Source organism: Kitasatospora sp. Ki12, assembly GCF_054601375.1.
The window spans coordinates 1,016,764-1,032,087 of record NZ_BAAIHT010000002.1 but is presented as its reverse complement, the minus strand read 5'-3'; the positions used below and the strand labels follow the sequence as shown (position 1 = coordinate 1,032,087).

Sequence of the window (15,324 nt, the reverse complement as noted above, 5' to 3'; positions counted from 1 at the left end):
CGGGCTGGTCAGCTCGGGGCGGGCCTCGCCGGGATGACGTGGAGCCCGCCGCCGGGGCATCATCGCGGGATGACGACGATCAGGACCAGGTGGGGGCGCCTCCGGATCCCGGCGGTGGCGGCCCTGGCCGTACTGGCGGCGGGCTGCGGGACGACGCACGTGGACGCGCCCGGCGGAACGGCCGCGCGGACGCCGACCGCGACCGCGGTGGCGACCGCCCAGGGGGACCACCCCTGCCCGGGCGAGACGCCGACCAGGACCCCGACCGCGACCGCGAGCAACGCGGAGGCGACCGGCCCGGTGACCGACCACTACGCCGAGAACCACGCCTTCAAGGCGCCGCTCCCGCTGCACGGCGAGCGCCGCTGCGAGGGCCTGGAGGCCGTCCGACGGATCAAGGCCGCGCTCGAACCCGTCCGGGCCCGCTACCAGGTCGACCCGGACGGGATCCGCAAGGCGCTCGTCGGCCTCGGCTACCCGGCCGACAAGGTCAAGGTCCAGCGCGGCGGCGAGTTCCTGATCGACGCCACCGGGCTCTGCCTGTCCGGCTCGACGGCCGGCGAGGCCACCACGGTGGAGGCCTTCGCCGGCTACGCGGAGGGCACCGGCTGCGAGGAGCCGCGCGGCGGCCACTGACCGCCGCCGCCCGGCCCGGGGCTCAACCGCCGTGGGGTGCGCCGCCGTTGTCGCCCGCACCCTTGTCGAGCGACAACGGGGGCTGCGGAGCCGCCTCGACGGCGTCCGGCGCCTCGGACACCTCGACGGCATCCGGCGTCTCCGGGTCGCTCTGCTCGATGCGGCCGAGCAGCCGGGCCACGGAGTCGGTGCGTTCCCGCAGCGCCGCGACCCGGGCGGCGTCGGTCGGCCCGGCGAGCTCCTCGGCGGGCCGGACCGGGATGCCGCGCTTGCGGGCGGTGGCGATCAGGCTCTCGCCGGCCCGGTCGGTGACGACGAGCACCGCCGCGGCGAAGGCGCCCGCGTCCAGGGTGCGCTGACGGCCGAGCAGGCCGCGATACACGATCCTGGCCGGGACGGTCAGCTCGTCCAGGCGCTGGTCGGCCGAGGCGCGTTCGAGGGCGGCGAGGACGACGGTGGTCAGCGCCTCACCGGCCTTGGTGACGACCCACTTGCGGCCCGGCACCGGCGGAAGGAGCTCCCGGATCCGGTCCACCTCCTGCTCCAGGGCGGTGGTGGTCAGCACCTCGAAGGCGTTGCGGGTGCGGATCTCGACGACCTTGTCCCACTCGATCTCCTCGCCGTCGAAGCCGGCCTTCGACGGCCCCAGGTGGACGGCGCCGAGGCCGTCGAGCAGCCCGAGCAGCTTGTGCACCACGGCCGGGGTGAGGGGGTGGCGGCCGATCAGGGTGCCCACCGAGAGCTTCCACGGCTCGGTGGCCGGCACCGCCGGCGGCGCGACGGAGGCGAGGGCGGTGTGTGCCCACCGCCCGCCGGCCGCCGCTCCCTGCCCGCCCCGCCGGACCACCTGTCGCCCGGCCTCGCCCAGCCCGGCGGCGGCCTGCGCCGCCGCGCCCGTCGCCGCCCCGACCAGTCGCCCCAGACCGCCCACCAGTTCGCCCCCGCGCACGTCCCGTTCCTCTCCTCGCAGCGCTTGCGTTCGAATCCGTCATGGTACGGGCCGCGCCCGCCCGGCCGGACCGGTGACTTCTGTCATCCACTTCCGGCCACAGAATTCACTGACCCCGGGCCGGCCCGCTGCGGCAGGCTCGACCCCGACGGCACGGTCGACGCACCGATCGGCGCCGCAGTAGGCGCCGCGATCGGCGGGACGGACAGGGGAGCGGGACATGAAGGTACTGGTGGCCGGGGCCGGACTCGGCGGGCTCTGCCTGGCGCACGGACTGCTGCGGGCGGGCGTGGACGTCCGGGTCCTGGAGCGGGAGGACGGCCCGGACAGCCGCTACCAGGGCTTCCGGATCGCCCTGAACGCCCACGGCCTGGCCGCTCTGCACGCCTGCCTGCCGGAGCGGTTGCACGCCCTGCTGGCCGCCGTCTCCGGTCCGCTGGCGGGCGAACGGCGGGTGGTGGACCAGGAGCTGCGCGAGCTGCGCCGGCTCGGCGCCGTCGACGAGGGCACCGCCACCGACCGGTACGTGCTGCGCCGGCTGCTGCTGGCCGGGCTGGGCGACCGGGTCGAGTTCGGCCGGCCGGTGACCGGCTACACCGAGCGGGCGGACGGTACGGTGGAGGCGCACCTCGGCGACGGCGGCCGCGCGGTGGGCGACCTGCTGGTCGGCGCGGACGGCGTGGGCTCGGCGGTGCGCCGCCAACTGCTGCCCGACGCCCGGGTGGTCACCCTCCCCGGCAACGCCGTCCTCGGGCGCACCCCGCTCACCGAGCGGTCCGCCGCCCTCGTCCCCGGCTACGGCACCGTCGTCCACGGCACCGACGTCCACGGCGCCCGCGCGAGCATGCTGCTCGGCCGGATGGAGTTCCGCCGGCCGCCGCGGCTCGCGGCCGCGGAACTGGCCCCCGACGTCCGGCTGCCGGACACCGGGAGCTATCTGCGCTGGGTGGTGATGCCGTCCGAGTCGCTGCCCGCCGGTCCGCGGCCCTGGGAGACGGTGCGGGCCGAGCTGCTCGCCCTGCTCGACGGCTGGAACCCGGACCTGGTCGACCTCGTCCGCGCCGCCGACGTCGTCAACATCTCACCCCTGACGGTCCGTTACGCCGAGCCGGTGCCGCACTGGGCCGGCCGCCGCCGGGTCACCCTGCTCGGGGACGCGATCCACCCCATGCCGCCGAGCGGCGGCCAGGGCGCCAACACGGCGCTGCGCGACGCCGCCCTGCTCGCCCGCACGCTCACCGCCGTCCAGCGGGGCACGGCCGAACTCCCGGCCGCCGTCGAGCAGTACGAGCAGCGGATGCTGGAGTACGGCTTCGCCGCCGTCGCCGACAGCCTGGAGCGCCTGCCGGACTTCACCCCGGGCCGCTGACCGGGCCCGCCGCTCCGGCCCCGGCGGCCGCTCGGGTGAACGGGCGGCGCGGCACGCTCCACCGGCCGGGGCGCCGCCGGGCCGGGGGCGATGATCGCCGGAATCCCGGCCGCCCGCACCCCCGGAGCCAGACATGCGGATCCTGCTCCTCGCCAGCGCCTTCAACAGCCTCAGCCAGCGCCTGCACGCCGAACTGCGGGACCGCCGGCACACCGTGGAGGTCCGGCTCGCCGGGGACGACGAGGAGCTGCGGGCCGCGCTGCGCGACCTCGCGCCGGACCTGCTGCTGGCGCCGATGCTGCGCACGGCGATCCCCGAGGACGTCTGGTCGGCGCTCACCTGCCTGGTCGTCCACCCCGGCCCGCCCGGCGACCGCGGCCCCTCCTCCCTGGACCGGGCGGTCCAGGAGGGCACCGCCGACTGGGGCGTGACGGTGCTCCAGGCCGAGGCGGAGATGGACGCCGGACCGGTCTGGGCCTGGGAGCCCTGCCGGCTGCCCGCGCTCGGCAAGAGCGACCTGTACCGCAACGAGGTCGCCGACGCCGCCGTCCGGGCCGCGCTGCGCGCCGTCGAGCGCTTCGCCGCCGGCTCGTACGCGCCGCGGCCGCAGCACGGGCCCTCCTGGCGGGAGCCGGTGCGGGTGCGGCCGTACCTGCGGCAGGAGGAGCGCCGGATCGACTGGGCGGCGGACCCCACCGAGGCCGTCCTGCGCAGGCTCCGCGCCGCGGACTCCCAGCCCGGGGTGCTCGACACCCTGGCCGGCGAGGCGTGGTACCTGCACGGCGGGCACCCCGAGCCGGTGCTGCGCGGCCGCCCCGGCGAGCTGGTCGCCACCCGCGCCGGGGCGGTGTGCCGGGCCACCGCCGACGGCGCGGTGTGGATCCCCGAACTGCGCCGCCGGCGCCGGCCCGGCGGGCCCGAGACCTTCAAGCTCCCGGCCGTGACGGCGCTCGGCGCCCTGCTGCCCGCGCTGCCGGAGGTGCCGGCGCCGCTGACGGCCGAGGAGGACGGGCCGCGCACCTGGACGGACCTGGAGTACCGGGAGGAGGGCCCGGTGGGTTTCCTGCGGTTCTCCTTCCCCGGCGGCGCGATGGCCACCGACCACTGCCGCCGGCTGCTGGCGGCGTACCGCTTCGCGCTGCGCCGCCCGACCTCGGTGCTGGTGCTCGGCGGCGGCCGGGACTTCTTCTCCAACGGCATCCACCTCAACGTGATCGAGGCCTCGCCCGACCCGGCCGCGGAGTCCTGGGCCAACATCACCGCGATGGACGACCTGGTCGCCGAGGTGCTCACCACCACCGACCGGCTGGTGGTCGCCGCCCTCGGCGGGAACGCGGCGGCCGGCGGGGTGATGCTGGCCCTGGCGGCCGACGAGGTGTGGTGCCGCGCGGGCTCCGTCCTCAACCCGCACTACCGGCTGATGGGGCTGTACGGCTCGGAGTACTGGACGTACACCCTCCCGCGCCGGGTGGGCCCGGCGCGGGCCGAGCGGCTGACCCGGCAGGCGCTGCCGGTGTCCGCCGCGGCGGCCGAGCGGATCGGCCTGGTCGACCGCGTCCTGGACCACGGACCGGGGGAGTTCGGGCCGGCCGCGGCCCGCCTGGCCGGGCTGCTCGCCGCCTCGCCCGCCACCCCGTGGCGGATCGCCGCGAAGAAGGCCGCCCGTGCGGCGGACGAGGCGGCCAAGCCGCTCGCCGCCTACCGGGAGGAGGAGCTGGCGGTGATGCGCCGGCAGTTCTTCACCCCCGAATCGCCGTACCACGCGCTGCGCTCCGCGTTCGTCCGCAAGCGCCCCGCGCCCGCCGGGCTGACGGCCCGGACGTGACCCGAACGGCCCGGCCGGCTTGCGCGCCCGGGCGGCCGGGCCGGACCGGGTGGACCGGCGGGCGGTCCGGACTGTTGCTATGACTGTCTTTGAGCCATTTCGTCCGGCTCCCATCCCCGAGGAGGCATCCTCATGGGTGCTGCAACAGCTGCAACAACCGACACCGACGTGGTGCACATTCTCTGGATCAACGCCGGCCTCAGCTGCGACGGCGACTCCGTCTCGCTGACCGCCGCGATGCAGCCCAGCATCGAGGAGATCGTCACCGGCGCGCTGCCCGGCCTGCCCAAGGTCGCCGTGCACTGGCCGCTGATCGACTTCGAGTGCGGCCCGGTCCAGGGCGCGGACAACTTCGTCGAGTGGTTCTTCAAGGCCGAGCGCGGCGAGATCGAGCCGTTCGTCCTGGTCGTCGAGGGGTCCATCCCCAACGAGAAGATCAAGAAGGAGGGCTACTGGTGCGGCTTCGGCGACGACCCCGCCACCGGCCAGCCCATCACCACCAGTGAGTGGCTGGACCGGCTCGCCCCCAAGGCGACCGGTGTGGTCGCGATCGGCACCTGCGCCACGTACGGCGGAATCCACGCGATGGCCGGCAATCCGACCGGTGCGATGGGTGTGCCGGACTACCTGGGCTGGGACTGGAAGTCCAAGGCCGGGCTGCCGATCGTCTGCGTGCCGGGCTGCCCGATCCAGCCCGACAACTTCGCCGAGACGCTGACCTACCTGCTGTACCAGCTGGCCGGCTCCGCGCCGATGATCCCGCTGGACGACAAGCTGCGGCCGGCCTGGCTGTTCGGTGCCACCGTGCACGAGGGCTGCGACCGCGGCGGCTACTACGAGCAGGGCCAGTTCGCCACCGACTACGGCACGCCCGAGTGCCTGGTGCGGCTCGGCTGCTGGGGACCGGTCGTCAAGTGCAACGTCACCAAGCGCGGCTGGACCAACGGCATCGGCGGCTGTCCGAACGTGGGCGGCATCTGCATCGCCTGCACCATGCCGGGCTTCCCGGACAAGTTCATGCCCTTCATGGACCCGCCGCCCGGCTCGCGGGTGTCCAGCGGCGTCAGCAGCGCGTACGGCTCGCTGATCCGCCGGCTGCGCGCGATCACGCTGAAGACCGTCGACAAGGAACCGAAGTGGCGCCACACCGGCCGCCACCTGACCACGGGTTACCGCCCGCCCTGGTGACGCCGGAGGGCCGCACACCTCCGCGGTGTGCGGCCCGTCGCCGCCGCCCGCCCCCCGCCCCCGTTCAGCGAAGGACACGACAGACACGATGGCAACACCGACGACCAGGGCGGCCGGCGACGGCAGCGGCCTGACCGAGATGTCCTGGGACCCGATCACCCGGATCGTGGGCAGCCTCGGCATCCACACGAAGATCGACTTCAAGCAGAAGCGGGTCGCGGAGTGCTACAGCACCTCCTCGGTCTTCCGCGGCTACAGCGTCTTCATGCGCGGCAAGGACCCGCGCGACGCGCACTTCATCACCAGCCGGATCTGCGGGATCTGCGGCGACAACCACGCCACCTGTTCGGTCTACACCCAGAACATGGCGTACGGGGTGAAGCCCCCGCACCTCGGCGAGTGGATCATCAACCTCGGCGAGGCCGCCGAGTACATGTTCGACCACAACATCTTCCAGGAGAACCTGGTCGGGGTCGACTACTGCGAGAAGATGGTCCGCGAGACCAACCCGGGCGTACTGGAGCTCGCCGAGCGCACCGAGGCGCCGCACGCCGGCGACCACGGGTACAAGACGATCGCCGACATCATGCGCTCGCTCAACCCGATCGAGGGCGAGTTCTACCGCGAGGCCCTGCAGGTCAGCCGGTACACCCGGGAGATGTTCTGCCTGATGGAGGGCCGCCACGTGCACCCCTCCACGCTCTACCCGGGCGGCGTCGGCACCGTCGCGACGGTGCAGCTGTTCACCGACTACCTGACCCGGCTGATGCGCTACGTCGAGTTCATGAAGAAGGTCGTGCCGCTGCACGACGACCTCTTCGACTTCTTCTACGAAGCCCTGCCCGGCTACGAGGAGGTCGGCCGGCGGCGGATCCTGCTCGGCTGCTGGGGCAGCCTCAACGACCCGGACCACTGCGACTTCACGTACCGCAACATGACGGACTGGGGCCGGCGGATGTTCGTCACCCCCGGCGTCGTCGTGGACGGCAAGCTCGTCACCAACGACCTGACGCAGATCAACCTCGGCATCAGGATCCTGCTCGGCAGCTCCTACTACGAGGACTGGCAGGGCAAGGAGCTCTTCGTCACCCACGACCCGCTGGGCAACCCGGTCGACCCCCGGCACCCCTGGAACCAGCACACCATCCCGCAGCCGCAGAAGCGCAACTTCGACGACAAGTACAGCTGGGTGATGTCCCCGCGCTGGTTCGACGGCAAGGACCACCTCGCCCTGGACACCGGCGGCGGCCCGATCGCCCGGCTGTGGTCCACCGCGCTGTCCGGGCTGGTCGACATCGGCTACGTCAAGGCCACCGGGCACAGCGTCGTGATCAACCTGCCCCGCTCGATGACCAAGCCCGAGGTCACCTTCGAGTGGAAGATCCCGCAGTGGAGCAACGCCCTCGAGCGCAACCGGGCCCGCACCTACTTCCAGGCGTACGCGGCCGCCGCCGCCCTGCACTTCGCCGAGAAGGCGCTCGACGAGGTGCGGGCCGGGCGCAGCCAGACCTGGGAGCGCTTCGAGGTGCCGGACGAGTCCATCGGCTGCGGCTTCACCGAGGCCGTGCGCGGCGTGCTCTCGCACCACATGGTGATCCGCGACGGCAAGATCGCCAACTACCACCCCTACCCGCCCACCCCGTGGAACGCCAGCGTCCGCGACAGCTACGGCACCCCCGGCCCGTACGAGGACGCGGTGCAGAACACGCCGATCTTCGAGGAGAACTCCCCGGAGAACTTCAAGGGCATCGACATCATGCGCGCGGTGCGCAGCTTCGACCCCTGCCTGCCCTGCGGCGTGCACATGTACGTCGGCAACGGCCGCACCCTGCAGACCATGCACGTGCCCACCGGCCTCAGCGGGCTCACCGCATGACGGCCGAGCAGACCGGGCTGCGGATCCAGGAGGCCCTGGACGCGCTGGCCGGCAGCGGCGCCGAGCAGGCCGGCGAACAGCTCGTCCGCGACCTGATGGACTTCTACGGCCAGGGGCTGGCCAGGATCGTCCCCCTGCTGCCCCCGCCCGCCCTGGACCGGATGCTGGACGACCCGGCGGTGGCCGGGCCGCTGCTCCTGCACGACCTGCACCCCGAGCCCGTCACCGCCCGGATCGACCGGGCCCTGGCCTCGCTGCCCGAGCGGGTCGAGGTGCTCGGCTTCGACCCCGGCACCGGCGTCCTGCGGCTGCGCCGCACCGGGGGAGGCTGCGGCTGCGGCGCGGGGGACGTCGAGGCCGCCCTCGCCTGCCACGCCCCGGAAGTGACGGCCGTGGAACTCGAACGCGCCCCGCAACTGCTGCAGATCGGCACCCGCCCGCCCCTGACCGCGGAGGCACGATGAACACCCGCCGGATCTCCCGCGACGGCACCGCCCTGCTGCGCCGGCTGCGCGAACCCGCGCCGCCGCGGCCCGAGCAGTGCGGCTTCTGCGGCCGCGACCTGCCGCCCGGCCACCGCCACCTGGTGGACGTCGAGGAGCGCGCCCTGGCCTGCACCTGCACCGCCTGCGGACTGCTGTTCCAGCAGCCCGGCGCGGCCGGCGGCCGCTTCCGCACCGTGCCCGACCGCTACCTCGCCGACCCGGCGGGCGCGTTGGACGAGCGCGCCTGGTCGGTGCTGGGCATCCCGGTCGGCACCGCCTTCCTGTTCCGCAACACCGTCCTGGACCAGCTGCTCGCCTTCTACCCCGGCCCGGCCGGCGCCACCGAGAGCGAGCTGGACGAGGACACCTGGGAGAGCGCGCTCGGCGGCAGCCGGCTGGCCGCCGCCCTGGAACCGGACGTGGAGGCGCTGCTGCTGCGCCGCACCGACCGGCGGGTCGAGTGCTACCTGGTGCCGATCGACGTCTGCTACGAGCTGGTCGGCCGGCTGCGCCGGTGCTGGCACGGCTTCGACGGCGGCGCCGAGGCACGGGCCGAACTCGACGCGTTCTTCGCCCGGTTGGCCGCCCGGGCCCGCCCGCTGCCCGCGGCGGTGACGGCATGACGGCACTCTCCTTCACCTGCACCGGCGTGCGCGCCGACCCGTACGCGGCCGTGCCGACCCTGGTGTTCCGGCTGCGGATCACCGCGCCGGCCGACACCCGGGTGCACGCCCTCGCGCTCCGGTGCCAGCTGCGGATCGAACCCGGCCGCCGGTCCTACGCCGTACCGGAGGGCGAGCGGCTGACCGACCTGTTCGGCGAGCGGGAACGCTGGGCGAACACGCTCCACCCGATCCAGTTCGCCACCGTGCCGCTGCTGGTGCCCGGCTTCACCGGCGAGACCGAGACCGACCTCCCGGTCCCGTGCAGCTACGACCTGGAGGTGGCCTCCGCCCGCTACTTCCGGGCGCTCGACGGCGGCGACGTCCCGGTACTGCTGCTCTTCTCCGGCACCGCCTTCGCCGGCCCCGGCGGCTTCCAGGTCACCCCGGTGCCCTGGGACAAGGAGGCCTCCGTACGGATGCCGGTCCGGGTCTGGCGGGAGGCGATCGACCAGCACTTCCCCGGCTGCGGCTGGCTGCGGCTGCCCGACGACCTGATGGACGGGCTGCTGGCCTACCGCTCCCGCCGCGCCCTGCCCTCCTGGGAGGCGACGGTGCGCGAGCTGCTGGCGGCGGCCGAGGTCGCGGAGCCGGTCCGGTGAGCGGCCCCCAGGTGACCGGCGCCCCGGTGAGCGGCCTCCCGGTGAGTTGCTTCCCGGCCGGGATCGAACGCGGCTTCGCGGCCGCCCGGCAGATCGCCGACGCGGTGCTGCTGGAGGGCTACGCGCTCTACCCGTACCGCGCCTCGGCGGCGAAGAACCGGCTGCGCTGGCAGTTCGGCGTGCTGGTGCCGCCGGAGTACACCGCGCAGGGCGGCGAGCACTCCCACCAGCGCACCGAGTGCGTCATGGAGGCCCGCGGCGAGGACCGGCTGGCGGTCGAGCTGCGCTTCCTGCGGGTCCAGCGGCGCACCGTCGAACAGGCCACCGCCACCGGCGGGTTCGAACCGGTGGAACGGCTGGAGCTCACCGACCGGGTGCTCGTCGACTGGGACGAGGGCGTCGAAGAGCGGATCGAACTTCTGATCCCCGTCCAGGAGTTGACCGGCCAAGGGGTGCAGCGGGCGTTCCGGCTGCCCGGCGTCGGCGAGACCGAGCTGCTGCGCGAGCACGGCACACCGGTCGGACGGCTGGTACGGCGGCGCGAACAGGTCGACGGCCTGGTGCGGCTGACCGTCGAGGAACTGCCCGGCCCCTACCGGGCGCAGCGGCTGACGGTCGTGGTGGAGAACGTCTCCGCCTGGATGCCGCCCCGGCGGGCGAGCCGCGAGGAGGCACTGCCGCGCTCCCTGGTCTCCGCCCACCTGCTGCTGGGCCTGGAACACGGCCGGTTCGTCTCGGCCACTGACCCGCCCGAGTGGGCCCGGCCCGCCGTCGAGCGCTGCCGCAGCCGGCACACCTGGCCGGTGCTGGCCGGGCCGGAGGGCGAGCGCGGGGTGGTGCTGTCCTCGCCGATCATCCTGGAGGACCACCCCGCGGTGGCCCCGGAGAGCCTGGGCACCCTGTACGACGCCACCGAGATCGACGAGATCCTGGCGCTGCGCACGGCGGCCCTGACGGAGGAGGAGAAACGCGAGGCCCGGGGCACCGACGAGCGGGCCGCGGCCGTGATCGACCTCGCCGAGTCCATGCCGCCCGAGGTGCTGGAGCGGCTGCACGGCGCCGTCCGCGGGCTGCGCGAGATCACCGGCGCCGCCGCCGAGGTGGAACAGCCCTGGTGGGACCCGGGCGGCGACCCGACGGTCGACCCCGAACGGGACCGGGTGCTGGTCGACGGTCGGTCGGTCGGCGCCGGCAGCCGGGTCCTGCTGCGGCCCGGACGACGGCGCACCGACGCCCAGGACCTCTTCCTGGCCGGGCGCACCGGCGTGGTCGAGGCGGTGCTGCACGACGTCGACGGCTCGGTGCACCTGGCCGTCACGGTGGAGGACGACCCGGGCGCCGACCTGTGGCGCGCCCAGGGCCGGTTCCGCTACTTCCAGCCGGACGAGGTCACCCCGCTCGACGATGTCACCCCGCTGGACGGTGCCGACCGGGCGGAGCTGCCGTGACCGGGGCGAAGGTGCTGGTCGCCGGGGTGGGCAACATCTTCCTCGGCGACGACGGATTCGGCGTGGAGACCGTCCGGCGGCTGTCCGCGCACCGGCTGCCGGAGGGCGTCGAGGCGGTCGACGTCGGCGTGCGCGGCGTGGACCTGGCGTACCGGCTGCTCGACGGCTACCGGACCGCCGTCCTGGTCGACGCCACCTGCCGCGGCGGCGCGCCCGGCACGGTCTACCTCATCGAGGCGGCCGCCGAGCCGCTGGAGGCGCCGGTGCTGGACGGGCACCGGATGGGGCCGGACGCCGTGCTCGCGCTGCTCGCCACCCTCGCCGCCGGCACCGGCGGCGAGCCGCCCGGGCGGGTGCTGGTGGTCGGCTGCGAGCCGGCCTCGCTGGAGGAGGGCATCGGGCTGAGCGCCCCCGTCGCCGCCGCGGTCGACGAGGCGGTCCAGATGGTCCTGCGGGTCGTGGACGAGGCCACCCAACCGGAGAGGGAGACGACACCATGCTGAGGAAACTGTTCTGCGCGGCCCTGCTGGCGGGGATCGGCGCACTGGTCTGGCAGAGCCTGCCGGACATCAAGCGGTACCTGGAGATCTCGCGGATGTGAGCCGCGCGTTGCTGCGAACGGCGCAGCCCCGGGCGCGGTGGCGGCGCGGCTTCGAGCCGCCGCCGCCATCGCGCCTTGTAATGGGGCGCGCCCTGGAAGCCTGGCCCGTCGCCGACCGCCGTGGGAAGGGACCGATGCACGAGATGTCGATCGCCGCCGCCGTCGTGGAGCAGGTGGACGCGGCCGCGCGCGACCACGGCGCCCCCGGCGTGACGCGGGTGCGGCTGCAGGTGGGGGAGCTGGCGGGCGTCGTGCCGCAGGCCCTCGACTTCTGCTTCGAACTGGCCTGCGCCGGAACGCTGGTGGAGGGCGCCGTGCTGCAGACCGAGCAGGTCGCGGCGCGGGCCCGGTGCGGGTCCTGCGCCACCGAGTGGGAGGTCGGCATGCCGCCGGACCTCGGCTGCCCGAGCTGCTCCGGCGGCCTCTCGGAGGGCGTCTCCGGGGGCGGCGTCGAGCTGCTGTCCGGGCGCGAGCTCCAGATCCTCGACGTCGAGTGGGCCGGGCACCCGCACCGCCCGGCCGAACAGAAAGGCTGATGCCGATGTGCCGCACGGTCGACTTCCGCCAGGCGGTCCTCGCCCGCAACGACGACAGCGCCCGCGAGCTGAGGGCCGCGCTGGCCGGGCGCGGGACGGTCGCGGTCAACCTGCTCTCCAGCCCGGGCAGCGGCAAGACCGCCCTGCTGGAGGCCGAGCTGGGGCTGGCCCGACGGCGCGGGGTGCCGGTCGCCGCGCTGACCGCGGACCTTGCCACCGAGAACGACGCGCTGCGGCTGGCCCGTTCGGGCGCGCCGGTCAAGCAGGTGCTCACCGACGGGCTCTGCCACCTGGAGGCGCGGATGCTCGCCGGGCACCTGGACGGCTGGCTGCCGGACGACTGCCGGCTGCTGTTCGTGGAGAACGTCGGCAACCTGGTCTGCCCGGCCTCGTACGACCTCGGGGAGTCCCTGCGGGTGGTGCTTGCCTCGGTGACCGAGGGCGAGGACAAGCCGCTCAAGTACCCCACCGCGTTCGGGCTGGCCAACCTGGTGCTGGTGACCAAGAAGGACCTCGCCGCGGCGGCCGAGTTCGACGAGGCGGCGTTCACGGCGAACGTCCGGCGGGTCAACCCCGGGGTGGAGGTGGTGCACACCTCGGCCCGCACCGGGGACGGCGTCGGCGCGCTGCTGGACCGGGCGCTGGCCGTCCTGGGCGGCGCCGAACCGCACCGGCCGGTGATGGCGGCCGCGCCGCACGGGCACTCGCACTCGCACGGTGAAGGGCACGAGGACGGGCACGGCCACCAGGACGAGGACGGGCACGGCCACGCGCACGGCCACGAGCACGCGGTGGCCGGGGAGACCCCGTGACGGCCGGTCCCCCGGCGCCGGAGCGGGAGCGCCGGCGGGTCGCCGTCCGCGGCCTGGTCCAGGGCGTCGGCTTCCGGCCCTTCGTCTTCACCCTGGCCGGTGAACTCGGCCTGGCCGGCAGCGTCACCAACACCGGCGAGGGCGTGCTGGCCGAGGTCGAGGGCAGCCGCGAGGCGGTCGAGGCGTTCTGCCGACGGGTGGCCGGTGACGCGCCGCCACTGGCCCAGGTGGCCTCCGTGGAACACGAGCCGCTGGCCGCCACCGGCGCGACCGGCTTCGCCATCACCCCGTCCCGGACCGACGGCCCCCGGGCCACCCTGATCCCGCCCGACGTCGCCGTCTGCGCCGACTGCCTCGCCGAACTCACCGACCCGGCCGACCGCCGGCACCGGCACCCGTTCATCAGCTGCACCAACTGCGGCCCCCGGCACACCATCGTCACCGGCCTGCCGTACGACCGCGCCGACACCACGATGGCCGGATTCCCGATGTGCGCGGACTGCGCCCGGGAGTACACCGACCCGGCCGACCGCCGCTTCCACGCCCAGCCCGTCGCCTGCCACGCCTGCGGGCCGACGCTGGCGCTGGTCCGGCCCGGGCGCGCCGCCCGCCTCGCCGGGGAGGAGGCCCTCACCGGGGCCCGCCGGCTGCTGGCCGCCGGGGCGGTCCTCGCCGTCAAGGGCATCGGCGGTTACCACCTGGCCTGCGACGCGCGCGACGCCGCCGCCGTCGGCCTGCTGCGCCGGCGCAAGCGGCGCGGCGACAAACCGTTCGCCCTGATGGCCCGTGACCTCGCCACGGTGGAGGGCCTGCTGCCGCTCGGCCCGGTCGAGCGGGAGCTGCTCACCGGGCCGGTCCGGCCGATCGTCCTGCTGCGCCGCACCGGCGCGCCCTCGGCCGCGGTCGACGCGGTGGCCCCGCGCAGCCCCGACCTCGGGGTGATGCTCCCCTACACCCCGCTGCACCACCTGCTGCTCGCCGCACCGGGGCCGGACCTGCTGGTGATGACCAGCGCCAACCTCTCCGGCGAGCCGATCGTCACCGACGACCGGGAGGCGCTGGAGCGGCTCGCCCCGCTGGTCGACGGCTGGCTCACCCATGACCGGCCGATCCACGTGCCCTGCGAGGACTCGGTGGTGCGGGTGGTGGACGGCGAGCAGCTGCCGCTGCGCCGCTCGCGCGGGTACGCGCCGCTGCCGCTGCCCCTGCCGGTGCCCGTCCGCCCGGCGCTGGCCGTCGGGGGCGACCTGAAGAACGCCTTCGCGCTGGCCCGGGACGGCTACGCCTGGCTGTCCGGCCACATCGGGGACATGGACGACCTGGCCACGCTGCGCGCCTTCGACCGCGCGGTGGAGCAGCTCGGCACGGTCAGCGGGGTGCGGCCCGAGCTGCTGGTCGCCGACCGGCACCCCGGCTACCGCTCGGTCCGGCACGCCGAGCGGAACGCCGCCGGGCGGCCGGTGCGCCGGGTGCAGCACCACCACGCGCACATCGCCGCGGTGATGGCCGAGCACGGCCTGGACGGCGGCCGGCCGGTGCTCGGCCTCGCCTTCGACGGCACCGGCTACGGCGAGGACGGCGCGATCTGGGGCGGCGAGGTGCTGCTGGCCGACTACGACGGCTTCCGCCGGCTCGCCCACCTCGGCTACGTGCCGCTGCCCGGCGGGGACGCGGCGGTCGAACGCCCCTACCGGACGGCGCTGGCGCACCTGCGGGCCGCCGGGCTGCCCTGGACGGCCGGACTGCCGGCGGTCGAGGCCTGCCCCGGCGAGGAACTGCGCCTGTTGGAGCGGCAGTTGGAGCTCGGGCTGAACTGCGTGCCGACCTCCAGCATGGGCCGGCTGTTCGACGCGGTCTCCTCGCTCGCCGGGATCTGCCACCGGGCCGGCTACGAGGCCCAGGCGGCGGTCGAACTGGAGGCGGCGGCAGCGGAGTTCGGGTGGGCGGAGTTCGGCCCGGCGGGGGCCTACCGCTTCGGGCTGCCCGCCCGGGGCGACGGCTGGACCGCCGACCCCGGGCCGGTGCTCGCCGCGGTGGTCGCCGACGTGGCCGCGGGCGCGCCCGCCGGGCTGGTCGCCGCCCGCTTCCACGCCGCGGTGGCCGACCTCGCCCGGCGGGTCTGTGCGGCCGTCCGGGAGCGGTACGGCACCACCACGGTGGCGCTCAGCGGCGGCGTCTTCGCCAACGCGCTGCTCTCCTCGGCCTGCGCGCGCGGCCTCGGTGAGGACGGCTTCACCGTGCTGCGGCACCGCCGGGTGCCGCCCAACGACGGAGGGCTGGCGCTCGGCCAGCTGATGGTGGCCGCCCGCGTGGCGGCCGCCCGGGAGGAGTGAGA

The 15,324-nt window shown here is 75.1% G+C and carries 15 protein-coding genes; 14 read left to right on the top strand and 1 reads right to left on the bottom strand.

The features are described from left to right. The first annotated feature begins 69 nt into the window (after positions 1 to 69). Positions 70 to 636, top strand: coding sequence for a hypothetical protein (locus ACYP53_RS22195; RefSeq protein ID WP_459648675.1), 567 nt, complete (start codon positions 70 to 72; stop codon positions 634 to 636). A gap of 22 nt (positions 637 to 658) precedes the next feature. On the opposite strand, the gene ACYP53_RS22190 is transcribed toward ACYP53_RS22195, so the two are convergent. Beyond that, positions 659 to 1,585 carry a hypothetical protein gene (locus tag ACYP53_RS22190; RefSeq protein ID WP_459648674.1) on the bottom strand — a complete coding sequence of 309 codons (927 nt, stop codon included), beginning with the start codon at positions 1,583 to 1,585 and terminating at the stop codon, positions 659 to 661. 220 nt (positions 1,586 to 1,805) lie between these two features. Here ACYP53_RS22190 and ACYP53_RS22185 point away from each other — a divergent pair, with 220 nt between their 5' ends. The 13 genes from ACYP53_RS22185 (at position 1,806) to hypF (ending at position 15,322) form a co-directional block, all read left to right on the top strand. After that, on the top strand, positions 1,806 to 2,954 hold the full coding sequence (locus ACYP53_RS22185; RefSeq protein ID WP_459648673.1) for an FAD-dependent oxidoreductase: 1,149 nt from the start codon (positions 1,806 to 1,808) through the stop codon (positions 2,952 to 2,954). A 133-nt stretch (positions 2,955 to 3,087) separates the two neighbouring features. Next, entirely contained in the window at positions 3,088 to 4,779 is a 1,692-nt protein-coding gene (locus ACYP53_RS22180; protein ID WP_459648672.1) for an enoyl-CoA hydratase-related protein, read from the top strand. A 132-nt stretch (positions 4,780 to 4,911) separates the two neighbouring features. Then, positions 4,912 to 5,967, top strand: a complete 1,056-nt coding sequence (locus ACYP53_RS22175; RefSeq protein ID WP_459648671.1) for an NADH-quinone oxidoreductase subunit B family protein — start codon at positions 4,912 to 4,914, stop codon at positions 5,965 to 5,967. Positions 5,968 to 6,055: 88 nt separating this feature from the next. After that, positions 6,056 to 7,843: a nickel-dependent hydrogenase large subunit gene (locus ACYP53_RS22170; RefSeq protein WP_189921659.1), complete on the top strand. Its 1,788-nt coding sequence runs from the start codon at positions 6,056 to 6,058 to the stop codon at positions 7,841 to 7,843. Then, positions 7,840 to 8,307 (top strand): thioredoxin, encoded by a 468-nt coding sequence (locus tag ACYP53_RS22165; protein WP_189921657.1) that lies wholly within the window; start codon positions 7,840 to 7,842, stop codon positions 8,305 to 8,307. Before ACYP53_RS22170 ends, ACYP53_RS22165 begins: the two co-directional genes overlap by 4 nt. After that, the gene (locus ACYP53_RS22160) at positions 8,304 to 8,951 is read left to right on the top strand and encodes a DUF5947 family protein (protein WP_229928973.1); all 648 of its coding nucleotides are present in this window, start codon (positions 8,304 to 8,306) and stop codon (positions 8,949 to 8,951) included. The genes ACYP53_RS22165 and ACYP53_RS22160 overlap by 4 nt, the downstream gene beginning before the upstream one ends. Further along, a complete protein-coding gene (locus ACYP53_RS22155; RefSeq protein WP_189921655.1) occupies positions 8,948 to 9,592 on the top strand; it encodes a DUF6084 family protein in 645 nt (214 codons plus the stop codon). Before ACYP53_RS22160 ends, ACYP53_RS22155 begins: the two co-directional genes overlap by 4 nt. Beyond that, on the top strand, positions 9,589 to 11,040 hold the full coding sequence (locus tag ACYP53_RS22150) for a hypothetical protein (RefSeq protein WP_459648670.1): 1,452 nt from the start codon (positions 9,589 to 9,591) through the stop codon (positions 11,038 to 11,040). Before ACYP53_RS22155 ends, ACYP53_RS22150 begins: the two co-directional genes overlap by 4 nt. Continuing rightward, entirely contained in the window at positions 11,037 to 11,543 is a 507-nt protein-coding gene (locus ACYP53_RS22145; protein WP_459648669.1) for a hydrogenase maturation protease, read from the top strand. Before ACYP53_RS22150 ends, ACYP53_RS22145 begins: the two co-directional genes overlap by 4 nt. Further along, positions 11,537 to 11,641: a DUF6893 family small protein gene (locus ACYP53_RS22140; protein ID WP_373313858.1), complete on the top strand. Its 105-nt coding sequence runs from the start codon at positions 11,537 to 11,539 to the stop codon at positions 11,639 to 11,641. The genes ACYP53_RS22145 and ACYP53_RS22140 overlap by 7 nt, the downstream gene beginning before the upstream one ends. Positions 11,642 to 11,775: 134 nt before the next feature. Next, a complete protein-coding gene (locus ACYP53_RS22135; protein WP_459648668.1) occupies positions 11,776 to 12,177 on the top strand; it encodes a hydrogenase maturation nickel metallochaperone HypA/HybF in 402 nt (133 codons plus the stop codon). 5 nt (positions 12,178 to 12,182) lie between these two features. Further along, positions 12,183 to 12,989, top strand: a complete 807-nt coding sequence (hypB, locus tag ACYP53_RS22130; RefSeq protein ID WP_459648667.1) for a hydrogenase nickel incorporation protein HypB — start codon at positions 12,183 to 12,185, stop codon at positions 12,987 to 12,989. Beyond that, positions 12,986 to 15,322 (top strand): carbamoyltransferase HypF, encoded by a 2,337-nt coding sequence (gene hypF, locus ACYP53_RS22125; RefSeq protein ID WP_459648666.1) that lies wholly within the window; start codon positions 12,986 to 12,988, stop codon positions 15,320 to 15,322. The genes hypB and hypF overlap by 4 nt, the downstream gene beginning before the upstream one ends. Positions 15,323 to 15,324: the final 2 nt, after the last annotated feature.

Bases quoted from the DNA above. Each gene is read 5' to 3' on its own strand.
- ACYP53_RS22195 (WP_459648675.1), top strand. From the start codon at position 70: ATGACGACGATCAGGACCAGGTGGGGGCGCCTCCGGATCCCGGCGGTG.
- ACYP53_RS22185 (WP_459648673.1), top strand. From the start codon at position 1,806: ATGAAGGTACTGGTGGCCGGGGCCGGACTCGGCGGGCTCTGCCTGGCG.
- ACYP53_RS22180 (WP_459648672.1), top strand. From the start codon at position 3,088: ATGCGGATCCTGCTCCTCGCCAGCGCCTTCAACAGCCTCAGCCAGCGC.
- ACYP53_RS22175 (WP_459648671.1), top strand. From the start codon at position 4,912: ATGGGTGCTGCAACAGCTGCAACAACCGACACCGACGTGGTGCACATT.
- ACYP53_RS22170 (WP_189921659.1), top strand. From the start codon at position 6,056: ATGGCAACACCGACGACCAGGGCGGCCGGCGACGGCAGCGGCCTGACC.
- ACYP53_RS22165 (WP_189921657.1), top strand. From the start codon at position 7,840: ATGACGGCCGAGCAGACCGGGCTGCGGATCCAGGAGGCCCTGGACGCG.
- ACYP53_RS22160 (WP_229928973.1), top strand. From the start codon at position 8,304: ATGAACACCCGCCGGATCTCCCGCGACGGCACCGCCCTGCTGCGCCGG.
- ACYP53_RS22155 (WP_189921655.1), top strand. From the start codon at position 8,948: ATGACGGCACTCTCCTTCACCTGCACCGGCGTGCGCGCCGACCCGTAC.
- ACYP53_RS22140 (WP_373313858.1), top strand. From the start codon at position 11,537: ATGCTGAGGAAACTGTTCTGCGCGGCCCTGCTGGCGGGGATCGGCGCA.
- ACYP53_RS22135 (WP_459648668.1), top strand. From the start codon at position 11,776: ATGCACGAGATGTCGATCGCCGCCGCCGTCGTGGAGCAGGTGGACGCG.
- hypB (WP_459648667.1), top strand. From the start codon at position 12,183: ATGTGCCGCACGGTCGACTTCCGCCAGGCGGTCCTCGCCCGCAACGAC.